Source organism: Micromonospora sp. WMMD998 (assembly GCF_029581235.1).
GTDB lineage: Bacteria > Actinomycetota > Actinomycetes > Mycobacteriales > Micromonosporaceae > Micromonospora.
In genome coordinates this window covers 5,808,514-5,831,876 of record NZ_CP120740.1, presented here as the reverse complement: position 1 = coordinate 5,831,876, position 23,363 = coordinate 5,808,514, and the positions used below count along the sequence as shown (strand labels likewise).

General features: G+C 72.4%; 21 protein-coding genes. 13 read left to right on the top strand and 8 right to left on the bottom strand.

The genetic code is table 11. From position 1 onward, the window contains the following. Positions 1-67: 67 nt before the first annotated feature. The gene (locus O7619_RS26245; RefSeq protein WP_282284030.1) at positions 68-1,447 is read left to right on the top strand and encodes a glycine--tRNA ligase; all 1,380 of its coding nucleotides are present in this window, start codon (positions 68-70) and stop codon (positions 1,445-1,447) included. A gap of 52 nt (positions 1,448-1,499) precedes the next feature. Here the strand turns inward: O7619_RS26245 and O7619_RS26240 are convergent, their stop codons facing one another. Then, the gene (locus O7619_RS26240) at positions 1,500-2,462 is read right to left on the bottom strand and encodes a type IV toxin-antitoxin system AbiEi family antitoxin domain-containing protein (protein WP_282284029.1); all 963 of its coding nucleotides are present in this window, start codon (positions 2,460-2,462) and stop codon (positions 1,500-1,502) included. A 177-nt stretch (positions 2,463-2,639) separates the two neighbouring features. Here O7619_RS26240 and dusB point away from each other — a divergent pair, with 177 nt between their 5' ends. Further along, positions 2,640-3,788 (top strand): tRNA dihydrouridine synthase DusB, encoded by a 1,149-nt coding sequence (gene dusB / locus O7619_RS26235; protein WP_282284028.1) that lies wholly within the window; start codon positions 2,640-2,642, stop codon positions 3,786-3,788. A gap of 51 nt (positions 3,789-3,839) precedes the next feature. Here the strand turns inward: dusB and O7619_RS26230 are convergent, their stop codons facing one another. Further along, positions 3,840-4,499, bottom strand: coding sequence for a C39 family peptidase (locus tag O7619_RS26230; protein ID WP_282284027.1), 660 nt, complete (start codon positions 4,497-4,499; stop codon positions 3,840-3,842). Positions 4,500-5,194: 695 nt separating this feature from the next. Continuing rightward, entirely contained in the window at positions 5,195-7,012 is a 1,818-nt protein-coding gene (locus tag O7619_RS26225; RefSeq protein ID WP_282284026.1) for a beta-N-acetylhexosaminidase, read from the bottom strand. Positions 7,013-7,324: 312 nt separating this feature from the next. On the opposite strand from O7619_RS26225, the gene ppdK reads away from it, so the two are divergent. From ppdK to O7619_RS26170, 11 genes are all read left to right on the top strand, one after another. Further along, a complete protein-coding gene (gene ppdK, locus O7619_RS26220; protein WP_282284025.1) occupies positions 7,325-10,033 on the top strand; it encodes a pyruvate, phosphate dikinase in 2,709 nt (902 codons plus the stop codon). 109 nt (positions 10,034-10,142) lie between these two features. Then, positions 10,143-10,505 carry a VOC family protein gene (locus O7619_RS26215; protein ID WP_282284024.1) on the top strand — a complete coding sequence of 121 codons (363 nt, stop codon included), beginning with the start codon at positions 10,143-10,145 and terminating at the stop codon, positions 10,503-10,505. Continuing rightward, complete coding sequence (locus O7619_RS26210; RefSeq protein WP_282284023.1) at positions 10,495-11,727, top strand: deoxyguanosinetriphosphate triphosphohydrolase; 1,233 nt, start codon at positions 10,495-10,497, stop codon at positions 11,725-11,727. Before O7619_RS26215 ends, O7619_RS26210 begins: the two co-directional genes overlap by 11 nt. 48 nt (positions 11,728-11,775) lie before the next feature. Then, entirely contained in the window at positions 11,776-12,612 is an 837-nt protein-coding gene (locus O7619_RS26205) for a siderophore-interacting protein (protein WP_282284022.1), read from the top strand. 59 nt (positions 12,613-12,671) lie between these two features. Continuing rightward, positions 12,672-14,306 carry a BCCT family transporter gene (locus O7619_RS26200; RefSeq protein ID WP_282284021.1) on the top strand — a complete coding sequence of 545 codons (1,635 nt, stop codon included), beginning with the start codon at positions 12,672-12,674 and terminating at the stop codon, positions 14,304-14,306. A gap of 128 nt (positions 14,307-14,434) precedes the next feature. Further along, entirely contained in the window at positions 14,435-15,325 is an 891-nt protein-coding gene (locus tag O7619_RS26195; RefSeq protein ID WP_282288952.1) for an ABC transporter ATP-binding protein, read from the top strand. After that, positions 15,322-16,173: an ABC transporter permease gene (locus O7619_RS26190; RefSeq protein WP_282284020.1), complete on the top strand. Its 852-nt coding sequence runs from the start codon at positions 15,322-15,324 to the stop codon at positions 16,171-16,173. The genes O7619_RS26195 and O7619_RS26190 overlap by 4 nt, the downstream gene beginning before the upstream one ends. A 10-nt stretch (positions 16,174-16,183) precedes the next feature. Beyond that, entirely contained in the window at positions 16,184-16,429 is a 246-nt protein-coding gene (locus O7619_RS26185) for a helix-turn-helix transcriptional regulator (protein ID WP_282284019.1), read from the top strand. A 73-nt stretch (positions 16,430-16,502) separates the two neighbouring features. Then, a complete protein-coding gene (gene dnaG, locus O7619_RS26180; RefSeq protein ID WP_282284018.1) occupies positions 16,503-18,395 on the top strand; it encodes a DNA primase in 1,893 nt (630 codons plus the stop codon). Further along, positions 18,395-18,931 carry a hypothetical protein gene (locus O7619_RS26175; RefSeq protein ID WP_282284017.1) on the top strand — a complete coding sequence of 179 codons (537 nt, stop codon included), beginning with the start codon at positions 18,395-18,397 and terminating at the stop codon, positions 18,929-18,931. Before dnaG ends, O7619_RS26175 begins: the two co-directional genes overlap by 1 nt. 320 nt (positions 18,932-19,251) lie before the next feature. Further along, positions 19,252-19,791, top strand: a complete 540-nt coding sequence (locus O7619_RS26170; protein ID WP_282284016.1) for a GNAT family protein — start codon at positions 19,252-19,254, stop codon at positions 19,789-19,791. 86 nt (positions 19,792-19,877) lie between these two features. On the opposite strand, the gene O7619_RS26165 is transcribed toward O7619_RS26170, so the two are convergent. The 5 genes from O7619_RS26165 to O7619_RS26145 form a co-directional block, all read right to left on the bottom strand. Continuing rightward, a complete protein-coding gene (locus tag O7619_RS26165; RefSeq protein WP_282284015.1) occupies positions 19,878-20,822 on the bottom strand; it encodes an NADP-dependent oxidoreductase in 945 nt (314 codons plus the stop codon). A 61-nt stretch (positions 20,823-20,883) separates the two neighbouring features. Next, positions 20,884-21,738 (bottom strand): helix-turn-helix domain-containing protein, encoded by an 855-nt coding sequence (locus O7619_RS26160; protein WP_282284013.1) that lies wholly within the window; start codon positions 21,736-21,738, stop codon positions 20,884-20,886. A 75-nt stretch (positions 21,739-21,813) separates the two neighbouring features. After that, positions 21,814-22,212: a PIN domain-containing protein gene (locus O7619_RS26155; RefSeq protein WP_282284011.1), complete on the bottom strand. Its 399-nt coding sequence runs from the start codon at positions 22,210-22,212 to the stop codon at positions 21,814-21,816. After that, positions 22,197-22,454 (bottom strand): type II toxin-antitoxin system prevent-host-death family antitoxin, encoded by a 258-nt coding sequence (locus O7619_RS26150; RefSeq protein WP_281587172.1) that lies wholly within the window; start codon positions 22,452-22,454, stop codon positions 22,197-22,199. Before O7619_RS26150 ends, O7619_RS26155 begins: the two co-directional genes overlap by 16 nt. A 46-nt stretch (positions 22,455-22,500) precedes the next feature. Beyond that, entirely contained in the window at positions 22,501-23,355 is an 855-nt protein-coding gene (locus tag O7619_RS26145) for a MerR family transcriptional regulator (RefSeq protein WP_282284008.1), read from the bottom strand. Positions 23,356-23,363: the final 8 nt, after the last annotated feature.

The window sequence follows — 23,363 nt, the reverse complement described above, 5'->3', positions numbered from 1 at the left end:
CGGTCGTACCGTGGTCCCATTCCATCCAACTCGACCGCGCCGACCGCCAGCCGGCGTAGGAGGAAACATGCCAGCCGACCGAATTGACGCCGTCGTCAGCCTTGCCAAGCGCCGGGGCTTCGTCTTCCCCTCCAGCGAGATCTACGGGGGCACCCGGTCGGCGTGGGACTACGGCCCGCTCGGCGTCGAGCTGAAGGAGAACGTCCGCCGGCAGTGGTGGAAGACCATGGTCCAGCAGCGCGACGACGTCGTCGGCCTCGACTCCGCGGTCATCCTGGCCCGCAGGGTCTGGGAGGCGAGCGGCCACATCGCCGAGTTCGTCGACCCGCTCACCGAGTGCCAGTCCTGCCACCGGCGGTTCCGCGCCGACCACCTGGAAGAGGCGTACGAGGCCAAGCACGGCAAGCCGCTGACCTCGCTCACCGAGCTGAACTGCCCCAACTGCGGCAACAAGGGCACCTTCACCGAGCCGAAGATGTTCAACGGCCTGATGAAGACCTACCTGGGCCCGGTGGAGAGCGACGAGGGCCTGCACTACCTGCGGCCGGAGACCGCCCAGGGCATCTTCGTCAACTACAAGAACGTGGAGACGGTCGCCCGCAAGAAGCCGCCGTTCGGCATCGCGCAGACCGGCAAGTCGTTCCGCAATGAGATCACCCCGGGCAACTTCATCTTCCGCACCCGGGAGTTCGAGCAGATGGAGATGGAGTTCTTCGTCGAGCCCGGCACCGACGAGCAGTGGCACGAATACTGGCTTCAGGAGCGCTGGAACTGGTATCTCGACCTGGGCCTGTCCGAGGAGAACCTGCGCTTCTACGAGCACCCCAAGGACAAGCTCTCCCACTACTCGAAGCGCACCGTCGACATCGAGTACAAGTTCCGGTTCGGCGGCAGCGAGTTCGCCGAGCTGGAGGGCATCGCCAACCGCACCGACTTCGACCTGTCCACGCACAGCAAGCACTCCGGCGTCGACCTGTCGTACTTCGACCAGGGCAAGGGCGAGCGCTGGATGCCGTACGTGATCGAGCCGGCCGCCGGCCTGACCCGCGCGGTGCTGGCGTTCCTGCTCGAGGCGTACGACGAGGACGAGGCGCCGAACACCAAGGGCGGCGTGGACAAGCGCACCGTCATGCGGTTCGACCCGCGGCTGGCCCCGGTCAAGGTGGCGGTGCTGCCGCTGTCCCGCAACGAGGCGCTGTCGCCGAAGGCCAAGCAGCTCGCCGCCGACCTGCGCAAGCGGTGGGTGGTCGAGTTCGACGACTCGCAGGCGATCGGCCGCCGCTACCGCCGGCAGGACGAGATCGGCACCCCGTTCTGCGTCACGGTCGACTTCGACACGCTCGACGACGACGCGGTGACCGTCCGCAACCGGGACACCATGGCCCAGGAGCGCGTTTCCCTCACCCAGGTCGAGCGCTACCTGATCGAGCGCCTCCCCGGCTGCTGAGGTGTAAGGCGGGGGCCCTTCTTAACGCATTTGGTAGAGGAAGGGCCCCCGCTTAACACCCCGCTGCCGGGGCGGCATGGACCGCGACGGCGGCGGCGAGACCCCGGCGGGAAGCGTGCGCCTGCTCCACCGTCCGGCGTACCCGCCGGGGCTCGCGTCGGATCTGCGCCGGGGTGAAGTGCAGGGTCATCACCCCGAGCCGGCTCAGCTCGTTGTGACGGTCGAGCGTGCGCGCCCAACCGTCCGGGCTGAAGTGGTATTCCCGCGAGTCGACCTCCAGCGCCAGCGCCGACCCGGCAAGGTAGCCGTCGGGCGTCGGGAGGGTGCACCCGTCACCGGTCGTCAGTCGTGGGTTCCAGAGGATCTCCGGGAGCAGCCGGCTCCCGGCGAGACAGTCCCGCAACTCGGCCTCCGGCGCGGAGCGGGCACCGGCGGTCACCTCGTGGAACGCCTTCCGGATCAGCGCCGTACGGCTGCGCCGGGCCCGGATGATCTCCTCGTCCAGGGCGGCCAGGTCGGTGAAGCTCCGTTGGACGGCCTCGGCCACGATCGCCCGTACCGTCCGCAGGTCGCGCAGGTCGCGGGCGGCGTCGACGACGGCCCGCGCGGGCGAGCAGACCGGGTAGTGGGCGGTCGCCCGCGCGTTCGGATCGAGCGACAGGGCCCGGGACACCAGCACGTGACCTGTCGACTTGCGGCTCGTCGAATGCGGAACCAGCAGATGTACGTCGGTGGTCCGCGGACTGTATCGGAAGCCGTACCAGGAGAGCGCGGACAGCCCGGTCAGTTGGGCGCCCCGGCCGGCGTACAGGGCCGCGGAGATGCGCCGCTGCTCGTCGGTCAGCACGCCGGTGACCAGGGCGTACGTCGCCGGCAGCACGCGCTGCCAGCGGCCCCGGCGGGTCTGCCGGTAGATGAACATGTCGTCGTAGCCGGCTTGCAGCAGTTGGACGCGCGTGACCAGGTCCTGCTGGCGGTGCGCGATGTCCGCCAGCCGGGGCGGGTGATCGACCATGCGGCAAGCGTGGGCGACGGGCGGGCATCCGTGCTGCCCGTCGCCCACGTCCTGTGGACACCGGCCCGCTTGTGGAAACCCCGCGGATCATCCTGGCGTTGTGATATGCGCCGTGTTAAGCGGGGCCCCCGCCTATGCAGAAAGCGTTAAGCGGGGCCCCCTCCTTACACTTGGGCGGTGAGTGAGCTGAAGATCGGGCCGTATGCGGTGTGGCCGCCGGTGGTGCTCGCGCCGATGGCCGGCATCACCAACGTCGGCTTCCGGCGGCTCTGCCGCGAGCAGGGCGGCGGCATCTACGTCTGCGAGATGATCACGACGCGGGCGCTCGTCGAGCGGAACCCGAAGACGCTGCGCATGATCGCCTTCGGCGCCGAGGAGAAGCCCCGCAGCCTCCAGCTCTACGGCACCGACCCGGAGATCACCGCCGCCGCCGTGCGGATCGTGGTCGAGCGGGACCTCGCCGACCACATCGACCTGAACTTCGGCTGCCCGGTCCCCAAGGTCACCCGGCGGGGCGGCGGCTCGGCCCTGCCGTGGCGGCGGCGGCTGTTCGCCCGGCTGGTCCGGGCCGCGGTGGACGCCGCGTCACCCGCCGGGGTGCCGGTCACGGTCAAGATGCGCAAGGGCATCGACGACGACCACCTGACGTACGTCGAGGCCGGGCTGGCCGCCCAGGACGCGGGCGTCGCCGCGGTGGCCCTGCACGGGCGTACGGCGGCGCAGCGCTACTCGGGCGCCGCCGACTGGGACGCCATCGCCACGCTCAAGGCGGCGCTCGACGTGCCGGTGCTCGGCAACGGCGACATCTGGGAGGGCGAGGACGCGCTGCGGATGGTCGCCCACACCGGGGTGGACGGCGTGGTGGTGGGGCGTGGCTGCCTGGGCCGGCCGTGGCTCTTCGCCGACCTGGAGGCCGCGTTCGACGGCCGCGTCGACCGGCGGCTGCCCACCCTCGGCGAGGTGGCGGTGACCATGCGCCGGCACGCCGAGCTGCTGGTGGAGCAGTTCGTGGCCGGGGCACGCAACCCGGCCCGGGGCGAGCGGGACGGCTGCACCGACTTCCGCAAGCACGTGGCCTGGTATCTGAAGGGCTTCCCGATCGGCGGCGAACTGCGCCGCTCACTCGCCATGATCGAGAGCCTGGCGCAGCTCGACGACCTGCTCGGCAAGCTCGACCCGGCCGTACCCTTCCCGGTCGAGACGCTCGGCCAGCCACGGGGCCGCACCAACTCCCCGGGCAAGGTCTTCCTGCCCGACGGCTGGCTGGCCAGCCGGGACGACGACACCCCGCCGGACGGCGCCGAGCTGGACGACTCCGGCGGCTGACGCCGAAGGGCCCGACCCCCGTTCGGGGTCGGGCCCTTCGCTGTCGGTCGGTCAGGAGGTCGAGTAGCCGCGGGTGGCGATCCAGTCGGCGAGGTTGTCGACGCTCATCCGGTAGGAGGCCATGTTCGGGTTGGCGCTGTCGGCGATGGTCACGACCTTGCCGTCGTCGCGGTAGCCGATGACGCTGATGTAGTGGCCGCCCTCGAAGGAGTGGGTGTTGCCGTCGGTGTCGGTGGCGGTGCCGACGATGTTGGCCACGACCGCCCGACCGTTGTCCACGGTCTTGACGATGTCGGCGCGCAGCGTCTCGGTCTGCTTCTCGTCCGCCTTCGAGCTGCGGATCTCCACCGAGCGGTAGGCGTCCTTGGCGCCGGTCTCCTTGTTCAGGACCGGGGTGATGTCGTTGATGCTGTTGGTGCCGCTCTCGGTGGTGCCCATCTCGCGGGCCATGGCGTCGACGTCGATGTTCTTGCCCTGCACGGACAGGGCGTTGCGGGCGGCGGCGGGGCCGCAGAAGTAGAAGTTGGGCTGCGCCTCGTAGCGCACGTCAAGCTCCCGCTCACCGTGGCGGCCCTTGCGGTCGGCGACGACGACGGCGGCCTTCCCGGCCGGAGCGGCGTGGGCGGCGATGGCGGGTCCGGCGATGCCTCCGGCGGTGGCGGCGATGCCGGCAGCGGTCAGAACGGTCTTACGCAGCAGAGTGGTAGCCATGATCGGTTGCCTCCCTGGTTGGGGGTACGCGGCGGGGTGCGCCGCATGGGGGGTAAGGCGATCCGTAGGACCTGCTCGGGTGACCCGGCGTTGGATGGCTGGCCCGGGGGCCGGCCCGGCTCGGTTGGCCCGGGGCCGGCGCGGTGGCGCGATTGGCCGGGGCTGTGGCTCAGCCACGTTCTCCGCGGCTCGGGGGTGTAACGACCGGCGGCCCGGGGTCATTCCCCGCCGGCTCCGGCCCGGGGGACGGTGCGGGTGGCGAGGGGGTGCGGCGCGGTCAGCCCTGTACAACGCCCCGACCCCGGCAGCGATTCCGCCGCCACGGTGACGGCCACCACCCGGCCACCGTCACCCCGGTCCCGGTTCCGGGCGGATGTCCGGGGCGCTCCACCAGCGGCCGATCGCGCCGACCCGAAACGTCACGGGCGTCCTCGGCGTCCGGATGCACCCGTGGCGTTCCACTCGTGGGCTGGATGGCGCACGACTGGAACGCGGTGGGTGTCTCCGTTGTCGGGATGCACCCGTGGCGTTCCAGTCGTGGGCCGGAACGCGGACGACTGGAACGCGGTGGGTGTCTTCGGGGTGCCGAGGACACACTCGGGGCGTTCCGCCCGTGCGCGCGGCTGGGGGACGGGCGGCCCCGGGGCGGGTTGTCGTTCAGCGGGCGACAACCCGCCACGGGCCGGCGGCGGTGGTCAGCGGGTGGCGGACGCACTCCCACGTACGGCCTGGGTGGGGATGGTGGCGTGCGGCCAGGGGACCTCGGGGGCGGGGTGGAAGGCGATCCCGGCCGTGGTCCAGCGGGGCCCCTGGCCGGCGAGCCGTTCCCGGAAGCCGGCCCAGTCGTGGGTCGACCGCGGTGACCAGCCCAGCTCGGCGATGGCGGGCAGACGCGGGAAGAGCATGAACTCGACCTCGGCGCGATTGGTGATCGACTCGGTCCACAGCGGCGCCTCCACACCCAGCACGGCCTCGGCCGGTACGCCGTGGACGTGACTGCCGGGATCCCAGTCGTACGCCCGGCGCACGTCGGTGAGGCCGGCCCAGTCGTGTCCGATCGGCGTGTCCGCTGCGTACTTCATGTCCAAGTATGCGTGGTTGGCCGGCGAGAGGATCAGTCGAGCGCCCCGGCGTACCGCGTCGGCCGTTTCCGGATCGTCGCCGTCCGTGCCCCACCACTGGAGGACGCGCCCGTCGGCGTGCCCGGCCGGGGCGAGCTGGTGCCACCCGACGACGGTCTTGCCGGTGGCCGCGAGCAGGGCCTGGGCCCGCTCGACGAAGGCCCGGTAGCTCTCCGCCGGCACCTTGAACGCCTCGTCGCCGCCGAGGTGCAGCCACGGGCCGGGGGTCAGCGCGGCCACCTCCCCGAACACGTCGGCGACGAAGGCGTACGTCCGCTCGTCGGCCGGGTCGACGTAGCTGAAGCCGACCTCGGTGTCCGTGTACGGCGGCGGCGCGATCTTGTTGGGTGCCAGCTCGGGGTAGGCCACGAGCGCCGCGTTGGTGTGCCCCGGCAGGTCGATCTCGGGCACCACGGTCACGTGGTGACGGGCGGCGTACGCGACGATGCGCCGGTAGTCGTCCCGGCTGTACCAGCCCCCGGGGCCGCCGCCGACCGCGGTGGCGCCACCGACCTCGGCGAGTCGGGGCCACGAGTCGACGGCGATCCGCCAGCCCTGGTCGTCGGTGAGGTGCAGGTGCAGGTGGTTGAGCTTGTAGCGGGACAGGTGGTCGATCACCCGCAGCACGTCCGCCACCTCGAAGAAGTGCCGGGCGACGTCGAGCATGACGCCCCGGTAGGCGAAGCGCGGCCGGTCGACGATCGTGCCGCCGGGCACCGTCCAGCGCTCTCCGGTCGGGGTGGGGCTCTCGATCGCCACGGGCAGAAGCTGCCGTAGCGTCTGCGCGCCGTGGAGCAGGCCGGCCGCCGTGTCGGCCGTGATCCGGACGCCATCGGCCGTGACGTCGAGGCGGTAGCCCTCGGCACCGAGCCCTTCGCCGTCGACCGGTCCTGCGCCGAGCCCTCGGCCCGACCCGCCGTCCGCCGACATGCCGTCCGCCGACCTGCCGTCGGCCGCCGACCTGCCGTCCGCCGGCCCGCCGCCGTTGGAGGTCAGGGTGAGCGTCAGCGGGCCGTCCGCGTCGGGAACGGTGATGTCGGTCACCGGGAGCGGATAGCCGGTGGCCGGGCGCAGCCAGCCGGCGAGTTGCTCGGCCACGTCCCGGCCGGCGGGGCCCACCCGCAGCGCCGCGTCGGCGCGCAGGGTGAAGTCGCCGTCCGGGTCGGGCCGGACGTGCTCGGGAGCGGGCACCACGTCATGGAGGCGGACCGGCGCGGGCGGGGCGAGCAGGTCGGCGGCCCGGTCACTGGCGACGCGCGCCAGCTCGGCAGCGTCCGGGGACGCACCGGGCACGAGCCCGGCAGGCGTCCGGCCGGCGTCGGGGGAGGTCGGCGTCGGGGTGGGGCGGGAGGGGTCCGGCCCGGTCCCGGGAGTGGCGGGAATGGTCGTCACGGCGACGGCTCCGAGGGGTGTATTCGTGCGGGATATGGCAAAGGTGAGGTTCGGCGATATCCGGTGCCGTCAAGGGTACGAGGTGAATCGGAATTGCGTGTTCCTGCTCGTGGAAGCGTTCCCAAAAACCGGTACGGACGCGGGCAGGGGTGACTGTTGTGCCAATAGTCACCGAACAGTCCCAGGTCCCGCGAAGTTCGCTTAACCTTCGCCCACCGATCGCTGACGAGCCGGGATTACCGGTGGTCGCTCCCGGGGTAGGTCCGAACTGAACCTTCGTTAAGTGTCAATGGCGCGCGTGGGAGGTTGAAGGTGGCATCGCAGGAAACGGTCGAGCACAAGTACGTCTACGACTTCGCCGAGGGCAACAAGGACCTCAAGGACCTACTGGGCGGCAAGGGGGCCAACCTGGCCGAGATGACCAATCTCGGCCTGCCCGTCCCGCCCGGCTTCACCATCACCACCGAGGCGTGCCAGGCATACCTGACGACCGGGCGTGAACCGGACGGGCTGGCCGGGCAGATCGAGGCGCACCTGGAGGCGCTGGAACGCGAGATGGGCCGCCGCCTCGGTGACCCGGGCGACCCGCTGCTGGTCTCCGTACGATCGGGCGCGAAGTTCTCCATGCCCGGCATGATGGAGACCGTCCTCAACGTCGGCCTCAACGACCGCAGCGTCGTCGGCCTGAGCAAGCAGGCCGGGCAGAACGACAGGTTCGCCTGGGACTCCTACCGGCGGTTGATCCAGATGTTCGGCAAGACCGTCTGCGAGGTCCCGGGCGAGGAGTTCGAGCACGCGCTCGACGACGCCAAGCGCGCCAAGGGTACGCACAACGACCTCGACCTGGACGCCGACGACCTGCGCGGGCTCGTCGACACGTACAAGAAGATCTTCGCCAAGCACACCGGGCGGGAGTTCCCGCAGGAGCCCCGGGAGCAGCTCGACCTGGCCATCCGCGCGGTGTTCGAGTCGTGGAACGCGGAGCGGGCGGTGCTCTACCGCCGGCAGGAGCGCATCCCGGCCGACCTCGGCACCGCCGTCAACGTGGTCTCCATGGTCTTCGGCAACCTCGGGCCGGACTCCGGCACCGGCGTCGCGTTCACCCGCGACCCGGGCAGCGGCGCGCAGGGCATCTACGGCGACTACCTGGCCAACGCGCAGGGCGAGGACGTGGTCGCCGGCATCCGCAACACCGTGCCGTTGCAGGAGTTGGAGCAGCTCGACAAGACCTCCTACGACGAGCTGCTCGGCATCATGGCCCGGCTGGAGGAGCACTACAAGGATCTCTGCGACATCGAGTTCACCATCGAGCGCGGCAAGCTCTGGATGCTCCAGACCCGGGTCGGCAAGCGCACCGCCGCCGCCGCGTTCGTCATCGCCGGGCAGCTCGTCGACGAGGGCCTGATCGACCTGGACGAGGCGCTGCACCGGGTCAACGGCGCGCAGCTCGCCCAGTTGATGTTCCCGCGCTTCCAGCTCGACCACGACTTCGAGCCGGTGGCCACGGGCATCGGCGCGTCGCCAGGCGCCGCGTCCGGCAGGGTGGTCTTCACCTCGGCCCGCGCCGTCGAGCTGGCCGCCGAGGGCGAGTCGGTGATCCTGGTCCGCCGGGAGACCAACCCGGACGACCTCACCGGCATGATCGCCGCGCAGGGCATCCTCACCTCGCGCGGCGGCAAGACCAGCCACGCCGCCGTGGTGGCCCGGGGGATGGGCAAGACCTGCGTCTCCGGCGCCGACGCGCTGGAGGTGAACGTCCCGGCGAAGAAGTTCACCGTGGGCGGCCACACCGTCGTCGAGGGGGACGTGGTCTCGATCGACGGCACCACCGGCAAGGTCTACCTGGGTGAGGTGCCGGTCACGCCGTCCGAGGTGGTGCAGTACTTCGAGGGCAGCCTCGACCCCGAGCACATCGACAACGCGCTGGTCCGCGCCGTACATCGGATCATGACGCACGCCGACTCGGCGCGGCGGCTGCGGGTCCGGACGAACGCCGACACCGGCGCGGACGCGGCGCGGGCCCGGCGCTTCGGCGCCGAGGGCATCGGCCTGTGCCGCACCGAGCACATGTTCCTCGGTGACCGCCGGGAGCTGGTCGAGCGGCTCATCCTCGCCGGCGGCGGCCGGGAACGGGAGGACGCGCTGGCGGCGCTGCTGCCGTTGCAGCGCGACGACTTCGTGGAGATCTTCCGGGAGATGGACGGCCTGCCGGTCACGGTGCGGCTGATCGACCCGCCGCTGCACGAGTTCCTGCCGCCGTTGGAGCAGCTCGCGGTGAACGTCGCGGTCGCACAGGAGCGCGGTGAGGATGTGGCGAAGGAGGAGGCGCTGCTGTCCGCCGTCCGGCGGATGCACGAGGAGAACCCGATGCTGGGCCTGCGCGGGGTCCGGCTCGGCCTGGTCATCCCGGGCCTGTTCGCGATGCAGGTCCGCGCCATCGCCGAGGCCGCCGTCGCGGTGGCCCGCGACGGCGGGTCGGCCCGTCCGGAGATCATGGTGCCGCTGGTCGGGGCCGTGCAGGAGCTGGAGACGGTACGCGCCGAGGCCGAGCGGATCATCGCCGAGGTGGTCGGGGACAGCGGCGTCGAGGTGCTGATCGGCACGATGATCGAGGTGCCCCGGGCGGCGCTGACCGCCGGGCAGATCGCCGAGGCGGCCGAGTTCTTCTCCTTCGGCACCAACGACCTGACCCAGATGGGCTGGGGCTTCTCCCGCGACGACGTGGAGGGCGCGTTCTTCTGGCGCTACCTGGAGCTGGGCATCTTCGGCATCTCGCCGTTCGAGTCGATCGACGCCGACGGGGTCGGCCGGCTGGTCCGGATCGCCGCCGAGGAGGGCCGGGCGGCCCGGCCCGGGCTGAAGCTCGGCGTCTGCGGCGAGCACGGCGGCGACCCGGACTCGGTGCACTTCTTCCACTCGGTCGGGTTGGACTACGTCTCCTGCTCGCCGTTCCGGGTGCCGGTGGCCCGGTTGGAGGCCGGGCGGGCGGCCATCAGCACGACCGGCTCCGACTCACGCTGAGCACGCCCGCGCGGGCCGCCGGTGACCCCGGCGGCCCGCTGGCGCGCCGATCCGGGCACTGCGGCGTAACCTGAGCTTCCGCCACGTGTCGATCAAAAGGGGTGGCCGCATGACCGCCGTCTGGGAGAACCTGACCGTCGACGCCCAGGACCCGTCCCGGCTCGCCCGCTGGTGGGCGGAGGCGCTCGGCTACCAGGTGGTCACCGACAAACCGGACGAGGTGGAGATCCGTCGAACGCCGGAGACGCTCCCCGGCATCGTCTTCGTCCCGGTGTCCGGGCCGAAGCAGGGAAAGAACCGGCTGCACATCGACCTGCGCCCGACCGACCTGGAGGCCGAGGTGGAACGGCTCGTCGACATGGGCGCGCGGCACGTCGACCTCGGGCAGGGCGACGTGGAGTGGACCGTGCTGTCCGACCCGGAGGGCAACGAGTTCTGCGTGTTGCGCCAGCGAAACCCCGTTGCACGCTGACGACGCGGCCCGGCTCGTCGCCGAGACGCCCAAGGACACCGGGTACGGCCGGTCGCCGTTCGAGCGGGACCGGGCCCGGGTGCTGCACTCGGCGGCGTTCCGCCGGCTCGCCGCGAAGACCCAGGTGCACGCCGCCGGCACCGACGACTTCCTGCGTACCCGGCTGACCCACTCGCTCGAGGTGGCGCAGGTCGCCCGCGAGATGGGCGCGCGGCTCGGCTGCGACCCCGACGTGGTGGACACCGCCGGGCTGGCGCACGACCTGGGCCACCCGCCGTTCGGCCACAACGGCGAGTACGCCCTGGACGAGCTGGCCGCCGCGTGCGGCGGCTTCGAGGGCAACGCGCAGACGCTGCGCGTGCTCACCCGGTTGGAGGCCAAGGTGCTCACCCCGGACGGGCGGTCCGCCGGGCTCAACCTCACCCGGGCCACGCTCGACGCGGTCGGCAAGTATCCGTGGCCGCGCCGGCCCGGTGAGCGCAAGTTCGGTGTGTACGCCGACGACCGCCCGGTCTTCGACTGGCTGCGCGCCGGCGCCCCGCCCGGTGGCCGGCGCTGCCTGGAGGCCCAGGTGATGGACTGGGCCGACGACGTGGCGTACTCGGTGCACGACGTCGAGGACGGCATCCACGGCGGGTACGTCGACCTGCGCCCGCTGCTGGCCGAGGAGGACGAGCGGCGGGCGCTCTGCGCCGACGTGGCGTCCGCCTACTCCGGCGAGGCGCCGGAGGACCTGGGTGAGGTGCTGGCCGAGTTGCTCGCCGAGCCGGCGCTCGCCCCGCTCGCCGCGTACGACGGCAGCCACCGGGCGATGGCCGCGCTGAAGGCCACCACGAGCGTGCTCACCGGCCGGTTCGTCTCGACCGTGGTGGCCGCCACCGAGACCCGCCACGGCGCCGGGCCGCACCGCCGCTACGTCGCCGACCTGGTGGTGCCGCGCCGGATCCGGGCGCAGTGCGCGCTGCTCAAGGGCATCGCCCTGCGCTACGTGATGCGCCGCCCGGGCTCCCGGGGCCGCTACGAGCGGCAGCGGGCGATCCTGGCCGAGCTGGTGGCCGCGCTGCTCGACCGGGCCCCGGACGTGCTCGACCCGGTCTTCGCTCCGCTCTGGCGCGACGCCGCGGACGACGCCGCGCGGCTGCGCGTGGTGATCGACCAGGTGGCCTCGCTCACCGACCCGGCGGCGCTGGCCTGGCACGCCCGCCTGGTGTCGCCGAGCTGACGCCCGGCCGGCGGGACCCGGCCGGTTGGTGAGGGTAGCCTAAGCCGCATGACGGAACGCCCGAAGTCGCTCACCGCCGCCACGGTCGTCCGGACCGCTCGGCCCACCCCGCACCTGATCCGCCTCGTGCTGGGCGGCGACGAGCTGACCGGCCTGCCGGTGGGCGCGTACACCGACCACTACGTGAAGTTCGTCTTCCCACCGGACGGGGTGACCTACCCGCACCCGATCGACATGGCGACCATCAGGCGCGAGTTCCCGGCCGAGCAGTGGCCGCGGCTGCGCGCGTACACGGTGCGGGCCTGGGACGCGACGGCCGGCGAGCTGACCGTGGAGGTGGTCCACCACGGCGACGAGGGGCTGGCCGGCCCGTGGGCGGCGGCGCTGCGGCCGGGCGACCGGGTGTTGTTCACCGGGCCCGGCGGCGCGTACGCGCCGGACCCGACGGCCGACTGGCACCTGCTGGCCGGCGACGAGAGCGCGCTGCCGGCGATCGCCGCCGCCCTGGAACGGTTGCCGGCCGGCGCGCCGGCGAAGGTCTATGTCGAGGTGGAGGGCCCCGCCGACGAGCTGCCGCTGACCAGCGCCGGCGCGGTCGAGCTGCGCTGGCTGCACCGCGCCGGACGGCCGGCGGGCGAGCCGCTGGTCGAGGCGGTCGCCGCGGTGGAGTTCCCGCCCGGCCGGGTGCACGCGTTCGTGCACGGTGAGGCCGGCGCGGTCAAGGAGCTGCGCCGGCTGCTGCGGGTCGAGCGCGGGGTGCCCCGGGCCGACCTGTCCATCTCCGGCTACTGGCGACGCGGCCTGGACGACGAGGGCTGGCGTTCCACCAAGCAGACGTGGAACGCCGAGGTGGAGGCGGAGGAGGCCGCCGCCGTCGCGGCCTGAGCCGGGCTTCCTGATCCGTTCCGCCCCGCCGTGGCTCCCGGTCCGCCGAGGATGGGGCCATGGCGGAACAGGTACGGGACCGGCCCGCGACGCAGCCGGCCGACCGGGTGGTGCTCGGGCTCGGTGTGGCCGGGGTGCTCGCCGTGGTGGCCTGGGGGGTGTTCGCGCGCGGATCCCTGGCGTCGTTCGGCGCGGCCGGGCTGGAGTGGACGATCAACACGTTCGGCTGGTTCTTCGTGGTCGCCGCCGACGCCTTCCTGGTGCTGGCGGTGGTGCTCGCGGCGTCCCGGTTCGGTCGGATCCGGCTGGGCGCCGACGACGACGAGCCGGAGTTCAACGGGCTGGCCTGGATCGCCATGATGTTCAGCGCCGGCATGGGCATCGGCCTGGTCTTCTTCGCCGTCGCCGAGCCGATCCAGCACTACGCCACGCCGCCGCCCGCCTCCGGCGTCCAGCCGCAGACCGGCGGCGCCGCCGCGGCAGCCATGCAGTACACCCTCTTCCACTGGACGCTGCACCCGTGGGGCATCTACGCGATCGCGGCGTTGGCGCTCGCCTACTCGACGTTCCGTAAGGGGCGCGGCAACCGGATCTCGTCGGCGTTCGCGCCGCTGCTCGGCACGCGCACGGACGGTCCGATCGGCCGCGCGATCGACCTGCTGGCCGTGTTCGCCACCGTGTTCGGCTCGGCGACCAGCCTCGGGCTCGGCGCGCTCCAGGTGGCGGCGGGCCTGGACCTGGTGGCCGGCGTGCCGGACAGCCGGACCGTCGAGCTGGTGATCATCGGAGCGCTCACCCTGGCCTTCGTGTTCTCGGCCTTCTCCGGCCTGCACCGCGGGGTCAAGTGGCTGTCCACCACCAACGTGCTGATCGCCGTCGCGTTGATGCTGTTCGTGTTCGTGGTCGGTCCCACCGTCTACACGCTGGAGGTGCTGCCGGCGGCCGTCGGCGACTACCTGAGCGGCCTGGTGCGGATGTCGACCCGGACCGGAGCGTTCTCCGACCCGGCCTGGCTGGGCTCCTGGACGATCTTCTACTGGGCGTGGTGGATCTCCTGGGCGCCGTTCGTCGGCACGTTCATCGCCCGCATCTCCCGGGGGCGTACGGTGCGGGAGTTCCTCGTCGGGGTGCTGCTGGTGCCCAGCGGCGCCAGCGCGATCTGGTTCGCGGTGATGGGCGGCACCGCGCTGCGGACCCAGGCCACCGGCACCCGTGACCTGGTGGCCGACGTGGGCGCCGGTTCGGAGCAGGCGCTGTTCGGCCTGTTGGACGCGCTGCCGCTGGGCACGGTGACGAGTGTGCTCGCCATGGTGCTGATCGCGCTCTACTTCGTCACCAGCGCCGACTCGGCGTCCCTGGTGCTCGGCTCGCTGAGTTCGCGGGGCGCGTTGCGGCCACACCGCGCGGTGGTGGTGCTCTGGGGCGTACTCATCGGCGCGGTCGCGGCGGCGCTGCTGCTGGTCGGCGGCCTGGGCGCGTTGCAGCAGGCCACCATCATCGTCGCGTTGCCGTTCGTGGTGGTGATGCTGGGCCTGGCGGTGTCCCTGGTCCGGGAGATGGCCGCCGACCCGAGCCTGCGTGCGGGGGCCCGGCCGCGCCGGTCCGGCCTGGCTGCCGCGGTGCGTGCGGCCCGGTCGTACGAGGAGGAGGAACCGCCGCCGGTCACGCGCTGGCTGCATCACCCTCGGCGCTGAGCGGGTATACCTCGACTTGTAGTAGAGGTGCTACATTCCGGGGTATGACTGCGACCGATTCTCTGGATGTCGTCGCGCCGACCGGCCCACCCGACGAGGATCTGGTCCTCGACGTCCGCGACCTGCGCATGCGATACGGCAGCATCGACGTGCTGCACGGCGTCGACCTCACCGCCCGGCGTGGCGAGGTGGTGGCCCTGCTCGGGCCCAACGGCGCCGGCAAGACCACCACCATCGAGATCCTCGAAGGCTTCCGGCTGCCCTCGGCCGGCACGGTCCGGGTGCTCGGCACCGACCCGGCCCACGGCGACGAGCGGTGGCGCGCCCGGCTGGGCGTGGTGCTCCAGTCCTGGCGCGACCACGGCAAGTGGCGGGTGCGCGAGCTGCTGGCCCACCTCGGCGACTTCTACACGCCGTACGCGACCGACCGGATCCCCCGCCCGTGGCCGGTCGACGACCTGCTGTCCACCGTGGGCCTGACCACGCAGGCCGGCACCCGGGTGGCCCGGCTCTCCGGCGGGCAGCGCCGCCGCCTCGACGTGGCGGTCGGCATCGTGGGTCGGCCGGAGCTGCTGTTCCTGGACGAGCCGACGGTCGGCTTCGACCCGGCGGCCCGGCGCGAGTTCCACGAGCTGGTGCACCGCCTGGCCGACACCGACGAGACCACGATCGTGCTGACCACCCACGACCTGGCCGAGGCGGAGAAGCTGGCCGACCGCATCCTCATCCTGGCCGGCGGCCGGATCATCGCCGAGGGCTCACCGGACCAGTTGGCCCGCCGCGTCGCCGGGGACGCCGAGGTCCGCTGGACCCGCGACGGCGAGCGCTACGTGCACGCCACCCCCGACGCCACCGGCTTCCTGCGCGACCTGCTCCGCGAGCACGGCGACCGGATCCGGGAGTTGGAGGTGCGCCGGGCCAGCCTGGAGGACGCCTACCTGGCGCTCGTGCACGAGGAGGAGACCGGGATCCGCACCGGCCGGGCCGAGCGGGTGTGGCAGCAGGAGGCGACGCGATGAACCCGACCACGAGCGCGCTCCGGGCCGGGGTGCGGCGCGGCCTGATCGAGCTGCGTGCCACGTTCACCAACGGCCAGGACCTGTGGAACTACTTCTTCCCCACGGTGGTCCTGCTGGTCGCCGTGTTCTGGATGCGCGGCTCGACCGTGCCGGGCACGGATTTCTCCCTCGGCGCCCGCACGCTGCCGAGCGCGCTCGGCATGGGCATGCTCTTCGGCGGGTTGCTCGGGCTGGCCCAGCAGCTCATCGTCGACCGGGAGGACGGCACGCTGCTGCGCGCCAAGGCGATCCCGAACGGCATGCTCGGCTATCTGGTCGGCAAGCTGGTGCTGGTCTCGGCGATCTCGCTGATCGGCGTGACCATCCAGCTCACCCCCGGCCTGTTCGTCCTGGACGGGCTGCGGCTCGGCGATCCCGGCGCCTGGCTCACCCTGGCCTGGGTGGTGCCGCTCGGACTGGTGGCGACGCTGCCGCTGGGCGCGGTGATCGGCTCGCTGATCGAGAACCCGCGCAACATGGGCCTGGTGGTCCTGCCGATCTTCGGCCTGATCGCGCTCTCCGGGATCTTCTATCCGATCAACGGCCTGCCCGGCTGGGTGCAGGGCGTGGCCCAGGTCTTCCCGCTCTACTGGCTAGGCTTGGGCATGCGCTCGGCGATGCTCCCGGCCGACCTGGCGGCGGTCGAGCTGGGCGGCTCCTGGCGGCACCTGGAGACGCTCGGCGTGCTCGGGGCGTGGGCGCTGCTCGGGCTGGTCCTGGCCCCGGTGGTGCTGCGCCGGATGGCCCGCCGGGAGTCCGGCTCGCGGGTCGCGGCCCGACGGGAGCGGGCCATGCAGCGGGTCGGATGAGAGGGCGTCGATGAGCGAGACCGTGCACAACCGCATCTCGGTGCTGCGCGCCGAACGGGGCGTCTCCCGCCGGCAACTCGCCGACGCCCTCGGTGTGCACTACCAGACCGTGGGCTACCTGGAACGCGGCGAGTTCCGGCCCAGCCTGCACCTCGCGCTGCGCATCGCCGCGTACTTCGAGGTGCCGGTCGAGGTGGTCTTCTCCATCGAGCCGTTCCCGCGGATCGGCGACGCCCCGGCCGTCCGCTCGGCCTGAGCCGGCGGGGGCGGGCGTGGCCGGCCACACGCCCGTCCCCCCGGCCGCCGGATCGTCGGTCCGGCAGGGCAGGATGTACGCCGAGGGGGTGGCGGTCATGGCGGGGCGGATCCGGGACGAGGACATCGCGCTGGTCCGCGAGCGCACCGCCATCGCGGACGTCATCTCCGAGGTGGTGACGCTCAGGTCGGCCGGCGGTGGCAACCTCAAGGGGCTCTGCCCGTTCCACGACGAGAAGAGCCCGTCGTTCAACGTCTCGCCCGCGCGCAACGTGTTCTACTGCTTCGGCTGCGGGGTCGGCGGTGACGCGATCAAGTTCCTGATGGACGCCGAGCACCTCGGGTTCGTCGAGTCGGTCGAGAGCCTCGCCGCCCGGGCCGGCATCCAACTGCGCTACGTCGAGGACGACAGGTCGACGCCGCGCGCCCGCCCGCAGCAGGGGCAGCGGCAGCGCCTGGTGGCCGCGCACGCCGCCGCCGTCGAGTTCTACTCTGCCCAGCTCGGCGCCGCCGGCGCCCGGCCGGCCCGGGAGTTCCTCGCCAACCGCGGTTTCGACCGGGCCTCCGCCGAGCGCTACGGCTGCGGATTCGCCCCCGACGGGTGGGACCTGCTCACCAAGCACCTGCGCCAGCGGGGCTTCAGCCACGACGAGCTGGTCACCGCCGGCCTGTCCCGCCCGGCCCGGTCCGGCTCGCTGATCGACCGGTTCCGGCGTCGCCTGATGTGGCCCATCCGGGACATCACCGGCGACGTGATCGGCTTCGGCGCCCGCAAGCTGTTCGACGACGACGACGGCCCGAAATACCTCAACACCCCCGAGACGCCGATCTACAAGAAGTCGCACGTCCTCTACGGCATCGACCAGGCCAAGCGGGAGATCGCCAAGCAGGGCAAGGTGGTGGTGGTGGAGGGCTACACCGACGTGATGGCCTGCCACCTCGCCGACGTCCCCACCGCGGTGGCGACCTGCGGCACCGCGTTCGGCTCGGACCACATCTCGGTGCTGCGCCGGGTGCTGTTCGACAGCGACGAGCGGGCCGGGGAGATCATCTTCACGTTCGACGGGGACGCCGCCGGCCAGAAGGCCGCGCTGCGCGCCTTCGAGGACGACCAGCGTTTCGTCGGGCGCACCTTCATCGCGGTCAGCCCGGACAACATGGACCCGTGCGACCTGCGGCTGGCAAAGGGCGACCTGGCCGTCCGCGACCTGGTGGCCCGCCGCGAGCCGCTCGTGGACTTCGCCCTCCGGCACGTGATCACCCGGTTCGACCTCGACACCGTCGACGGCCGGGTCGAGGCGATGCGCCGGGCCGCGCCGCTGGTCGCGAAGATCAAGGACCGGGAGAAGCGCCCGGAGTACGTCCGCAAGCTCGCCGGTGACCTCGGCATGGAGATCGAGCCGGTGCAGCGTGCCGTGCTCACCGCCGCGCACGCCGAGCCGGCCGGTGGCCGTCCCGCGCCGTCCCGCCCGGGGCCTGCCACGCCGGCCGTGGACAGCCCGCGGTCGATGGTGGAGCGGGAGGCGCTGAAGCTGGCGCTCCAGGAGCCGGTGCTGGCCGGCCCGATGTTCGACGCCGTCGAGGTCACCGACTACCAGCACCCGGTGCACGCCGCGGTCCGCGCCGCCGTCGCCGAGGCCGGCGGGGCGGCCGGCGCCACCGGCGGCGCGGTCTGGATCGAGCGGGTCCGCGACGCCTGCGCCGACCTGGCCGCCCAGGCGCTCGTGGGCGAGCTGGCGGTGGAGCCGTTGCGCATCGACGGCGAGGTCGACCCGAGGTACGTCTCGGTCACCATGGCCCGGTTGCAGTGGAGTTCGGTCACCGGCCGGATCCGGGACCTCAAGTCGAAGATCCAGCGGATCAACCCGGTGAGCAACAAGGACGAATACTTCGCCCTCTTCGGCGAGCTGCTCTCGCTGGAGCAGCACGCGCGGGCGCTACGCGAGCAGGCCGCGGGAGGACTGTGATGAGGCTCTTCCGCCGCCGCCCGAAGCTGCCGCCGGCCGACCGACCGCCGCTGGCCGCCGACGAGCGGGTGCTCGCCTGGGCCGCCGCCGGCAACGGCGAGGGCGACGGCGTGCTGGTCGCCACCAACCGCGGGCTGTGGCTGCCCGGTCGCGGCCACCGCCTCGGGTGGCACGACATCCTCAAGGCGATCTGGTCCGGCCGCGAGCTGACCGTCACCCCGGCCGAGCCGGTCGGCGAGCGGGACGGCTACCTCGTGGTCGCCGACGCCCCGGCCGAGACCTACCTGCTGCTCGACCCGGGCGACCTGCCGCACCAGGTGCGGGCCCGGGTGACCGGCTCGGTGGCGTACACCGCGCACCACCCGGTGCCCGGCGGCGCCGGCCGGATCGCCGCCCGGCGGGTGTCCGGGGTCGACGGTCTGACCTGGACGGTGCGCTACGACCCGGGCACGCCGGCCGACGACGAGGCGGTGGCCGCCGAGACGGGCCGGCTGGTCGCCGAGGCCCGCGCCGCCACCACACCCGCCGACGCCTGAGCGCGACCGACGCGGGTGTGAGCGGTGCCGAAGTCGTCGGCGATCTCGGTGTTGGTCTGTGGTGAGTCCCAGTCACCGGAGAGGTCCAGGTGGCCGGCGAGGGAGCCGACCGCGGTGCGGTTGACCCGCCGGATCAGCGGCACGACCTTCGCCACCGGGTGCCCGGCCTCAGCCGACATGGCGCAGACCTCCTAGCTCAGCTAATGGGTTAATTTAGCCGGCTCGGCGGCATGGTTCACTGCATTCGTAGTGGTGGCGGCACTGCGATCCGCACGGTATTCCGGTCGTCGGAGTTCCATACCTGCTGTTAGCGTCGCGGGATGTTCGCCACCGACCGGGTCCGGTTGCGCCCGCCCACGCCCGACGACGCGCCGAACTTCTTCCGGCTCGACGGTGACCCCGAGCTGCACCTGCTCACGGACGGCGAGCCGTTCCTGCCGCGCCACGTCGGCCAGATCCGCGCCCGGCTGGAAAAGCAGGTCACCGAGCCGCCCGACGGCCGCGCCCCGGTGTCGCTGCTGGCCGAGACCGTGGCCGACGGCACGTTCCTCGGCGGTTGCTCGCTGTGGGGGATCAGCGCGTTCGAGCGGTACGCCCACCTCGGCATCTCGCTGCTTCCCGAGGCGCGTGGCCAGGGCTACGGGACCGAGGTGATCCGGCTGCTCTGCCGGTACGGCTTCCGCAACCGCAACCTGCGCCGGCTGGAGATCGAGACGCTGGCCGGCAACACGGCGATGCGGCGGACCGCCGAGACGTGCGGCTTCACCCACGAGGGCACCCAGCGGGAGCGCGCCTACGACGGCGACGGCTTCGCGGACCTGGTGATCTACGGTCTGCTGCGGCGCGACTGGACGCCGTAGCCGATGCGCGCGGCCCGGGACACCGGGTCGGTGGTTCTCCGCCGGGCACCATGCGGTGCCCGGCGGCGCCGTCTCCTGGGAATGGGTCAGGCGGTGGGGGCGAGGACGACCGTCTTGCCGGGCAGCTCGCCCGAGCCGGCCCGGGCGTGGAGCGCGGGCAGGTCGGCCAGCGCGACCCGCTCGGCGACGTCGACCCGCAACTCGCCGGTGCCGACCCGAGCGGCCAGGTCGGCGAGTTGGTCGGCGTCGCTGCGGACGAACAGGTCGATGCCGCGTACGCCACGCTCCTCGTCGGAGGGGGCGGGCATCCAGACGGTGGTGTTGACCAGGGCGCCGCCGTCGCGGATCAGCGTGACCAGCGCGGCGAGCTGTTCCGGGGCGACGGGGGCGAGGTTGAGGACGAGGTCGACCGGCTCGGTCACCGCCGTGATCACGTCGGTGGTGGTGTGGTCGATCACCTCGTCGGCGCCGGTGGCCCTGACCCGCTCGGCGCTACGGGGGCTGGCCGTCGCGATCACGTGGGCGCCGACCTCCTTGGCCAACTGCGCCGCGTATCCGCCGACCGCTCCGCCGGCGCCGTTGATCAGCACCCGCTGGCCGGCGGTCAGCTTGCCGTGGTCGAACAGCGCCTGCCATGCGGTGAGGCCCACCAGCGGGAACGCCGCCGCGTCGGCCAACGGGATGTTCCTGGGCGCACCGGTCAAGATGGTGGCCGGTGCGATCACGTACTCCGCCGCCGCCCCGGTTCCCGTCATCGGCAGGAAGCCGACGACCCGGTCGCCGACCGCGACGTCGGTCACGCCGTCGCCGAGCGCGTCGACCGTGCCGGCGACGTCGAGGCCGGGGGTGTGCGGCAACTCGACCGGGATCGGGCCCTGCATGAAGCCCGCGCGGATGTTGCCGTCGACGCCGTTGAACGACGTCGCCGCGACGCGGATGCGGACCTCGCCGGCTCCGGGGGTGGGCTGCTCCACGTCCTCGTAACGCAGGACCTCGGGGCCGCCGAACTCGTGGAAACGCACTGCCTTCATCGCTGAACCTGCCTTCGTGAGCGCTGTTCGTGTGCACTCAATCTGGCCGGATCCGGCGCGGTTAGCCTGGGCCGGGCTGGCCCACCCTGATGACGGCCGGTTCCCCGGCGACCGCGACGATCTCGGCCAGGCGCGCCGCATCGGCCGACCTCGGCGCCGCGGTGAGCATCAGGGCCGCCAGATCGTCGCCCGGGACGGCGAGCAGGCTGCCGACGAGCGTGACCGCGCCGACGTCCGGATGGAGGAACGCGGCGCTGCTCTCGTAGGCCGCCACCGGGCGCGGCGTGCGCCACAGGGTGTCGAACAGGCGGCTTCGGCTGCGCATCTCGTCCACCAGCGCGGCGAGCGGCGCGTCGCCGGGGTAGCGCAGCAGCGTGCTCCTCAATTGGGCGGCGAGGATCGCTTCGTGATCGGTCGCGTCATCCGCTGACTGCTTGAAGTCGTGGAACGGATCGCAGAACGTACGCCAGGCGACGTTCCACTCCCACGGGTCCCCGGTGGGATGCCAGTGCCCCAGGGCCAGGAACGCGCTGTTCACGGCGACCAGGTTCATCGCCGCGTCGGAGACGAACATCGGAGTGTCGGTGAAGCGCTCCAGCAGCCGCATCGCACCCGGACCGATGTCGGTCGGCACCCGCCCCTCGGCGGCGGCGTAACCGGCCAGCGCACAGAGCCGCTCGTAGTCCGCCCGCCCGGCCCGTAACGCACGGGCGATCGCGTTCACCACCCCGGCCGACGGATGGCTGCGCCCCTGCTCCAACCGGCGTACGTAGTCCGCCGACATGCCCGCGAGGTCGCCGAGTTCCTCCCGTCGTAACCCCTGCGTCCGCCGCCGGCCGACCGGTAGCCCGACAGCCGCAGGCATCGTGCTCTCCCGCAACTGGCGCACCGCGGCACCGAACTCATGACGTTCCACGGCCCAATTGTGCCCGGGCACGGTGCTCGCCCGGCTGCCGCGCTGGTTCGGGGCCGCGGACGGCTGATCCGCCGCTCAGACCTCCGCCGCCAGCACGTTGGGCAGGTCTCCGAAGCGGGCCTTCGCGTCCCGGCTCAGGATGGCTCGTCCGGTTTCGGCCGCGTGGGCGGCGATGATCAAGTCGTGGGCGCCGCGCGGTGTCCCGGCGCGGCGTACGTGCGCGATGAGTCGTGCGTGGTGGGCGGCCGTCGCCTCGGTGTAGTCGAGGACGTCGACCGCGCTGACGATCGCCGCCAGGGCTCGCGCCCGGTCGGGCGCGCGAGCGACGGTGTCGGCCAGTTCGATGCCGATCCGGTATTCGGCGACGGTGACGGCGGCGATCGCCAGCTCGTCCTCGTCGAGGGAGGCACGGTCGAGTGTGCCGCGTTCGTAGGCGATGAGGACGTTTGTGTCGAGGATCAGGCGTCGGCCCACGGATCCGTCCGTTCGCTCGTCACGTAGCCGAGGGCGTCGGCGATGTCCCGTTCGAAGTGATCATCGGGTGACGGGACGTCGGTCAGTGCGGCTCGGAGGTCGCGACCGGTGCGACGGTGTGCTGGATGGATCTCCGCGATCGGGCGGTTCCCGCGCGTGACGACGACGCTCTCGCCGCGCTCGATCGCGTCGAGGAGATCGGAGAATCTCCTCGACGCTTCGGTGGCCGAGATGGTACGCATGACCGGAGTGTATCTGATAATCAGACTTCTTCGCCGCCGCTGCGGCTCACGACGCTGTCGCGGTCCGCACCGGCACCTGCATCTCGGTCACCCACCTGTCGAATTCGTCCGGCGGGCAGTCGAGGTAGACCTCCCGGGCGAAACCCGGCTCGACGGCCCGGTGGCCGTTGTCGTCGATCCAGTTGGCGATCTTCTGCCCGGTCCGGAACGCCTCCGACATCGGGCCGTGGTGCAGCGCGGTCGCCGCGTACCCGATGGGGGGAAGCGTGACCACCTCGAACCCGGCGGCCGGAGGCTCGTCGGCGGTGCCGATCGGGAACGCCGCGTGCACCCGGATCGTCTCGTCGCCGGGCTCGGCCGGCGCGGGCTCGTACCAGGCGATCGGCGCGCCGGTGATGGCGATCCCGTGCCGCTCCAGCGACTCCATCAGCCGGGGATAGAGCGGCGTGAGGTTCTCGGTGATCGACGTCGGGTGGTCGTAGCCGGCGGCGGTGCCGGACAGTTGTGCCACCCGGATGGCCGGGATGTTCTTCAGGACGACGTCTCCGGTGTCCATGTGCCCCTCGCTCTCGATCATGCGGAGTCGCGCGTCGACCTGGGCCAGGCGGGCGGTGTCCTGCCGCATGCGCGCGGCCAGTTCGGCCCGGCGCAGGCGCAGCATGCCGCGCAGCTCGGCGGGATCCACCTCCTCGTCGATCAGCGTCTGCACCTGCTGGAGGCTGAAGCCCAGGTCCTTCAGGGCGGTCACCCGGTTGAGCAGGCGCAGTTGCACGGCGGTGTAGAAGCGGTAGCCGCTGTGCGGGTCGACGTGGGCGGGACGCAACAGGCCGATGGCGTCGTAGTGGCGCAGCATGCGCACCGACACCCGGCCCAGGCCGGCGAACTCTCCGATACTGAACATGGTCCGCT

Bases quoted from the DNA above. Each gene is read 5' to 3' on its own strand.
- O7619_RS26190 (WP_282284020.1), top strand. From the start codon at position 15,322: ATGAACCCGACCACGAGCGCGCTCCGGGCCGGGGTGCGGCGCGGCCTG.
- O7619_RS26240 (WP_282284029.1), bottom strand. From the start codon at position 2,462: ATGGTCGATCACCCGCCCCGGCTGGCGGACATCGCGCACCGCCAGCAG.
- O7619_RS26145 (WP_282284008.1), bottom strand. From the start codon at position 23,355: ATGTTCAGTATCGGAGAGTTCGCCGGCCTGGGCCGGGTGTCGGTGCGC.
- O7619_RS26150 (WP_281587172.1), bottom strand. From the start codon at position 22,454: ATGCGTACCATCTCGGCCACCGAAGCGTCGAGGAGATTCTCCGATCTC.
- O7619_RS26205 (WP_282284022.1), top strand. From the start codon at position 11,776: ATGACGGAACGCCCGAAGTCGCTCACCGCCGCCACGGTCGTCCGGACC.
- O7619_RS26230 (WP_282284027.1), bottom strand. From the start codon at position 4,499: ATGGCTACCACTCTGCTGCGTAAGACCGTTCTGACCGCTGCCGGCATC.
- O7619_RS26245 (WP_282284030.1), top strand. From the start codon at position 68: ATGCCAGCCGACCGAATTGACGCCGTCGTCAGCCTTGCCAAGCGCCGG.
- O7619_RS26185 (WP_282284019.1), top strand. From the start codon at position 16,184: ATGAGCGAGACCGTGCACAACCGCATCTCGGTGCTGCGCGCCGAACGG.
- dnaG (WP_282284018.1), top strand. From the start codon at position 16,503: ATGTACGCCGAGGGGGTGGCGGTCATGGCGGGGCGGATCCGGGACGAG.
- O7619_RS26200 (WP_282284021.1), top strand. From the start codon at position 12,672: ATGGCGGAACAGGTACGGGACCGGCCCGCGACGCAGCCGGCCGACCGG.
- O7619_RS26215 (WP_282284024.1), top strand. From the start codon at position 10,143: ATGACCGCCGTCTGGGAGAACCTGACCGTCGACGCCCAGGACCCGTCC.
- O7619_RS26165 (WP_282284015.1), bottom strand. From the start codon at position 20,822: ATGAAGGCAGTGCGTTTCCACGAGTTCGGCGGCCCCGAGGTCCTGCGT.
- O7619_RS26175 (WP_282284017.1), top strand. From the start codon at position 18,395: ATGAGGCTCTTCCGCCGCCGCCCGAAGCTGCCGCCGGCCGACCGACCG.
- O7619_RS26195 (WP_282288952.1), top strand. From the start codon at position 14,435: ATGCGATACGGCAGCATCGACGTGCTGCACGGCGTCGACCTCACCGCC.
- O7619_RS26170 (WP_282284016.1), top strand. From the start codon at position 19,252: ATGTTCGCCACCGACCGGGTCCGGTTGCGCCCGCCCACGCCCGACGAC.